The organism is Aeromonas sp. QDB14 (genome assembly GCF_027707845.1).
Classification (GTDB): domain Bacteria; phylum Pseudomonadota; class Gammaproteobacteria; order Enterobacterales; family Aeromonadaceae; genus Aeromonas; species Aeromonas caviae.
In genome coordinates this window covers 23,599-29,757 of sequence record NZ_JAPCJD010000055.1, presented here as the reverse complement: position 1 = coordinate 29,757, position 6,159 = coordinate 23,599, and the positions used below count along the sequence as shown (strand labels likewise).

7 protein-coding genes are annotated in these 6,159 nt (G+C 57.7%); all 7 read right to left on the bottom strand.

Translation table 11 applies throughout. From position 1 onward, the window contains the following. Nucleotides 1-165 precede the first annotated feature (165 nt). On the bottom strand, nt 166-450 hold the full coding sequence (locus PG887_RS16160) for a RepB family protein (RefSeq protein ID WP_104452940.1): 285 nt from the start codon (nt 448-450) through the stop codon (nt 166-168). Nucleotides 451-613: 163 nt separating this feature from the next. Then, nucleotides 614-1,642 carry a site-specific integrase gene (locus tag PG887_RS16155; protein ID WP_104452939.1) on the bottom strand — a complete coding sequence of 343 codons (1,029 nt, stop codon included), beginning with the start codon at nt 1,640-1,642 and terminating at the stop codon, nt 614-616. Between the two features lie 297 nt (nt 1,643-1,939). After that, a complete protein-coding gene (locus PG887_RS16150; RefSeq protein ID WP_223919730.1) occupies nt 1,940-2,719 on the bottom strand; it encodes a TatD family hydrolase in 780 nt (259 codons plus the stop codon). A 12-nt stretch (nt 2,720-2,731) separates the two neighbouring features. Beyond that, nucleotides 2,732-3,679: a DNA polymerase III subunit delta' gene (holB, locus tag PG887_RS16145; protein ID WP_223919731.1), complete on the bottom strand. Its 948-nt coding sequence runs from the start codon at nt 3,677-3,679 to the stop codon at nt 2,732-2,734. Continuing rightward, nucleotides 3,664-4,305 (bottom strand): dTMP kinase, encoded by a 642-nt coding sequence (tmk, locus tag PG887_RS16140; RefSeq protein ID WP_045524868.1) that lies wholly within the window; start codon nt 4,303-4,305, stop codon nt 3,664-3,666. The genes holB and tmk overlap by 16 nt, the downstream gene beginning before the upstream one ends. After that, nucleotides 4,305-5,306, bottom strand: coding sequence for an endolytic transglycosylase MltG (gene mltG / locus PG887_RS16135; RefSeq protein WP_029314535.1), 1,002 nt, complete (start codon nt 5,304-5,306; stop codon nt 4,305-4,307). The genes tmk and mltG overlap by 1 nt, the downstream gene beginning before the upstream one ends. Beyond that, a complete protein-coding gene (pabC, locus tag PG887_RS16130) occupies nt 5,296-6,102 on the bottom strand; it encodes an aminodeoxychorismate lyase (protein WP_045524866.1) in 807 nt (268 codons plus the stop codon). The genes mltG and pabC overlap by 11 nt, the downstream gene beginning before the upstream one ends. Nucleotides 6,103-6,159: the final 57 nt, after the last annotated feature.

The window sequence follows — 6,159 nt, the reverse complement described above, 5'->3', positions numbered from 1 at the left end:
GCTGGGAGCACATCAACCTAACCGGCGATTACGTCTGGCGGCAGAGCCGCAGACTGGAAGACGGGAAGTTTCGGCCCTTACGGATGCCCGGAAAACCTTAGCGTACGATTTTTTCCGAATTCTGCGGGCTCCCCTTTTTCAACCATGCCGGCACGATACCATCGTCTATTCGAGCATGTCTGCCGACTCGGGGACATCGCTCTGCTGCGCGTTGGTCGTTTGTTGCAGTTCGTGCTGATAGAGCAGATCGATTGCCTGCTCGATGAGAGATGCCTGACTGTCTTCCAGATGCAGGCCGAGTTCATGCAGTCGCTCGGCGTGACGATTGCTTATCCAGCACTGCAACCGGCTGTGACTCTCCTGCTTGCGCTTCACGTGCTGGCGTTGGCGTTCGGCGTTCTCTTGAGCGGCGCTTTTCTTCAATTCCTGGCTATCGTGACCTTCCGACATGTCTATATCGTGAATGTTATCTCTCATTTTTCGTTGGCATCTTCTACGAAAGTAAATCGGATTACGACTCCCCCACCGTCATGATGTCTGTGGAGGACGGATTGAATATACCATCAGATCAACAGGATAGCATTTAACATAAAAAAAGCAGAGGCGCGGTTTTCTATAACAACCCATCCAGGGCGTGATCCGAGAACTTGTGTGCATCGTCGAAATATTCCTGCAAGGTGCGCATGTCCTTGTGCCTTGTTACCTCGATGATCTTGTTCATCGGCTTGCCCGCCGTCACCGCCGAGGTGATGAACCCCCGCCGCAAACTGTGGCCACTGACGTGGAGATCGTCGATGGCCTGGTCGGTTCGCCGCTTGATCATCAGGTTGATACCTTGCGGCCCCAGGGGGTCTGTCATCAGCTGTCCCCAGCGATTCATTCGACGAAACAGGGGGCCCTCAGCAATTCGGCTTTTTTTCAGCCATTGTTGCAGTGCAGACACTGGGCAATACCGGGTACCTGGAATGAGTGCTATCTCCGATTCATGGAGCTGATGTTTGCTTGGTTTGAGACGAAGGCGTATCCCCTGCCCCACAAACTGCACGTCATTCACCTCGATCCTGGCCGCTTCCGACCGGCGCAAGGCGCCACTGAACATCAGGAGCAACAGGGTGTAATCCCGAAGTCCCGCCAGGTTGCTGGTATCTATCTCGTCCAGCACGCAGGCCAATGGTTTCAGGGTCAGCGCCCCCGTTTTGCGTTTGCGGTTATCACCGAGCCGTACTATGCCCCGCATCATCTCCTTGATCTCCGCATGCTCGGTCGGCATGGGGTGGATCCCCTTCTGCTTGAAGGCATAACGAATGCCGGCAAGCCGTCTTACCAGGGTGGCCGGTTTGCGAGGTTCCCCGTTGCGAAGTTCCCCCTTCCCTTCTTCTTTGTCCAGCCAGACCCAGTTGGCCAGGATGCCATCGGCCTGATCCGCCAGAAAATTCATGATGTCATGATGTGTCGTCTGCAAGGGATCCAGCCCGTGGAGCTGGCACCAGGAGACAAAGATGCGGGTATCTGCCTGATAGGCATTGAGGGTGGAGTCGGCTTTGGCGCTGCGCAGGAAGCGTCTTGCCCGGCTGTTCAGCTGAGGATCGAAGACGCTCTGCAAAGATTGCTGAACTGGGTTTTGAAGGCGTGGGTAGTTCACTTAACTATATGATTTAAAGCGGAGTTTCGGTGGATCTTACAGGATCATCCAGATCTATCAAGTATCGATAATGAATATTATCGATACTTATGAAGAGTGCTTTTAACCCATTTCAGCCCCTCATTTATTCCTCAAGCATTCTGTCACCCCTTCTCTGTTTTATCAGGTGCTGGCGATTTGATCTCGTCAGCATCCACCATACAAGGTGAGAGATAACAACTTGGCATGATTGTTTTTGGATGGCGTGATAGTGCAGATTGTCATAGTAAAACGCCCCGCTATGCGGGGCGTTGTCTGTTATCGCTTTGCCAACTTGAACAATTCGAAGAAATTGTGGCTGGTGGCCTCCGCCAATTCAGCGAGCGATATCTGGCGAAGATCAGCGATAAATTGGGCAACGTCGCGAACAAAGGCCGGCTCGTTCTCCCTCCCCCGGTGCGGAACCGGTGCCAGATAGGGAGAGTCGGTTTCAACCATCAGTCGCTCCAGGGGCAACGCCTTGACCACTGCCTGCAGGGCTGAGGCGTTCTTGAAAGTGGCTATTCCCGAGATGGAAATATAGAACCCCATGGCCATCGCGGCCTCGGCCATTTCGAGGGACTCGGTGAAGCAGTGCAGCACTCCGCCCACCTGTTCGGCCCCCTCCTCTCGCATGATCCGCAGCGTGTCTTCCTGGGCATCCCGGGTGTGGATGATGAGCGGTTTGTTCAGTGCCCGGGCTACCCGGATATGTTCGCGGAAAGAGGCTTGCTGTACATCCTTGTTTTCCGGTGAATAGAAGTAGTCGAGCCCGGTTTCGCCGATGGCCACCACTCTCTCATCGGCCGCCTGAGTCAGCAGCAAGGCAGCATCCACCCCGGGATCCTGATTGAGCGGGTGAACACCGCAGGAGGCAAACACCTGGGGATGGGGGGCGATGGCCTCCATCATGGTCGGGAACTGGGCCTGGGTCACACTCACGCAGAGAAAATATCCCACGCTCTGCTGCGCCGCCTTGGCCAGTACATCGGCCATGTCGGTCTGCTTGGAGCCATAACTCAAGCGATCGAGATGGCAATGGGAATCAACGAGTAACATAGACAACCTTGTTTATAACCAGCGATTGAGCCAGTTCATCAAATGGATGGTGGGATTGGAAAGCTGCCCTGGCTGACAAGCCTCCTTCAGCACAACCAGCTGCTGTTCAGCTTCCAGGAGCCGTTCGCTGGAGTGTTTCTCTGCCAGTTGCTGGCTGAGTGATGCAAGATCCGGCATTGCCAGTTGATGATGGCCGCAGCCAGCCTGAAGCTTGAGGGCATCGCACAGGAAGAGCTGCAACCAGTGCAGCCGGACCTGAGTATCCTCGGCCAACTGGGCACAGACATTCGCCGCACGGGTGGGGGCCGATGCCAGCGAGACAAATCCGTCGAGCAATGCCCGTCTGGCATCATCTTGCTGTGCTTCGATGTAGCTCAGCACCCGCAGCGGCGCACCCTGGCAGATCCGCACCTGGGCCTGGGTGGCCTGATGGCCCTGCTCGGCGAGCCAGGCAAGGATCTCCCCCTCAGAGGGGAGCTGGCAGACATGCTTGTGACAACGGCTCAAGATGGTGGGGAGCAGGCGAGATACCCGGGATGCGATGAGCAGCAACAGACTGTCGCCAGCCGGCTCTTCCAGCGTCTTCAGCAAAGCATTGGCGGCAGACTCCGTCATGCGCTCCGCCTCCTGAATGATCACCACCTTGCCGCGACCAAGCTGGGATGTGTTCTGGAGGCGGCTGCAAATCTCCCGGATGGCTTCGACACCTATGGTCTTGCCCTCGGGCCCCAGGGTGCCAAGATCCGGGTGATGCCCCTTCTCAAACAGTTGGCAGGAGTGGCACTGACCGCAGGGCTCACCTCGTTGTGGATGCTGACACAGGTGCAGTCGCGCCAGTCGCTCTGCAAGCTGCTCCTTGCCAAGACCAGGATCTCCTAGCAGCAACCAGGCGTGCCCGAGCCGTCCGGCCCGGGCCGTCTCGCTCAGGGCATGCCAATCCGGGATCAGCCAGGGATACATAGCCCCTCGCTTGCCAGATAATGCTCAAGGGCTGCCTCGATGGCGGCTTTGACTTGCTCCGGGGGCAACCCGGCATCGATGACCTGGATGGAATCATCGGCGGCCGCCAACTCGAGGTAACGCTGGCGGGTACGTTCAAAGAAACCGATCTGCTCCAGCTCAATCCTGTCCAGCTCGCCGCGATGGCGGGCCCGTTGCAGGCCGATGGCAGGATCAATGTCGAGATAAAGGGTCAGATCCGGCTTGAAATCCCCGAGGACCGCCCGTTTGATGGCGCCGATGAGGTTCGCATCGATGCCGCGGCCACCCCCCTGATAGGCCTGGGAGGAGAGATCATGGCGATCGCCCACTACCCAGATGCCGTCTGCCAGGGCAGGCTTGATCCGGGTCTCCACCAGTTGTACCCGGGAGGCGTACATCAACAGCAGCTCGGCCTCGACGGTCAGGCGCTCGTCGTGCACTTCCTTGACGATGGCCCGCATGCGTTCCGCCAGCGGCGTACCTCCTGGCTCCCGGGTGCACTCGATCCGCGCCACTCCGTGGGCTTGCAGATAGTCGGTCACATAGCGCACCGCAGAGCTCTTCCCTGCCCCTTCCAATCCTTCAATCACGATAAATTTAGACATTAGGGTTTCTTCAATATGTATTCACGTACCGCCCGATTGTGTTCATCGAGGGTCTTGGAGAAGTAGTGGGCACCGCCCCCCTTGGCAACGAAGTAGAGATAGTCGGTCGATTTGGGGTTGAGCGCCGCCTCGATGGAGGCCTTGCCCGGCATGGCGATGGGCGTCGGAGGCAGACCGTCGATCACATAGGTGTTGTAGGGGTTCACGTCGGTCAGATCGCTGCGGCGAATGTTGCCATCGTACCTCTCCTTCACCCCGTAGATGACGGTAGGGTCGGTCTGCAACTTCATGCCAAGGCGTAGACGGTTGACGAACACAGAAGCAATCTGGGCTCGTTCATCCGGTTGGCCCGTCTCTTTTTCGATGATGGAGGCCATGATGAGCGCCTCATAGGGTGTCTTGTAGGGCAGATTGGCCTGACGCTTCTCCCAGGAAGCCTCCAGGAACGTTTTCATGTCCTGATAGGCGCGACGCAGGATGGAGAGATCGCTGGCATGAGTGGTATAGGCGTAGGTTTCCGGCAGGAACCACCCCTCCAGCTTGCCGTTTTCGATGCCGAGTTCCTGAGCCAGTTCGGTTTCGCTCTGCTCCAGAGTCAGGCGCTCCAGATAGGGGGCGCTGGAAAGTTGCTTCAGCCAATCCTCAAATCGGGACCCTTCGACAAAGGTCAGGCTGAAGTGAAACTCCTTGCCGGAAGCAAAGAGAGAGAGAGTCTCCTTGAGCGGCGCCCCTTCCTTGATTTCATAGGTGCCGGACTTGATGGCCACCAGTTCGGGATGACCGCGCAACCAGAGACGCACCGCCCAGGGGCTGGTTTCCCCCTCCCCCAGTTCGGCAATCAGGCGCGCCGCATGGGCGCCTTTTTCGACGGTAAAGAGGCGGGTTGGCCCCTTGTTGGTGAGCGTCTCCACCTGTTGCCACTTGTGATACACGTACCCTCCAGCAACGGCGACAGAGAGTGCCGCCCCCGCGAGCAGGGTGTAAAGCCGATTAAACTTCAATGACCAAGCGCTCCTGTAAACGGCGGATCAATACCGGGCTGGGATAGTGCATATCCCCGATGCGGGTGACCGGGACTATGCCCATGAGGGTATTGGTCAGCCAGACCTCTTCCGCCTGCCAGAGTGACTCCAATGGAGCCTCCACGACACGCAGTTCAATGCCCATCTGTTTAAGCATCGTCATCACGCGCTTGCGCATGATGCCATCGATCCCGGCGCGGGTGAGATCCGGTGTGAACACCGTCCTGCCACGACGCCAAAACAGATTGGCGCTGACCCCTTCTACCAGAAATCCCCGGCTGTTCAAGACTATACCTTCGACCCCGCCACGCGCAGCAAGTTCGCGCTTCAGCATCACTTGTTCGAGGCGCCCCAGCGTCTTGAGACCGGCGAGCATGGGACTGTCCCCAAGCTGCTGCTGGCATACCAGGGCATTGATGCCGGTTTGCTGCCAATCATGATAATGCTCAGGATAAGGTGCCAAAGAGACGATGCGAGTGGGCGTGTCACAGCCTGCGCCGTCATATCCCCGCCCACCGGCGCCCCGGGTCAGCATTATCTTGACGACAGCCTGTGTCTGCCCAGAAGCCAGCTGCGCCGCCTCGTCGGCAAGCAGGTCCCAGGAGTGCTCGCCAAAACCAAGCCGGGCGTTGGCATGTTGCAGCCGGGCCAGATGGTCCTGCCACCAGAGTACCTTCCCTTCCCTCACCAGCATGGTGGTGAAATGACCATCACCGTATGCCAGTCCACGATCCCTGGCTGACAGTGTTTCTGTGGGTATTCCATTAATCAGCAAGGGGATCCCTCCGATAAAAAAGGCCCGATACTGCCGTATCGGGCCTTATCATTCGCC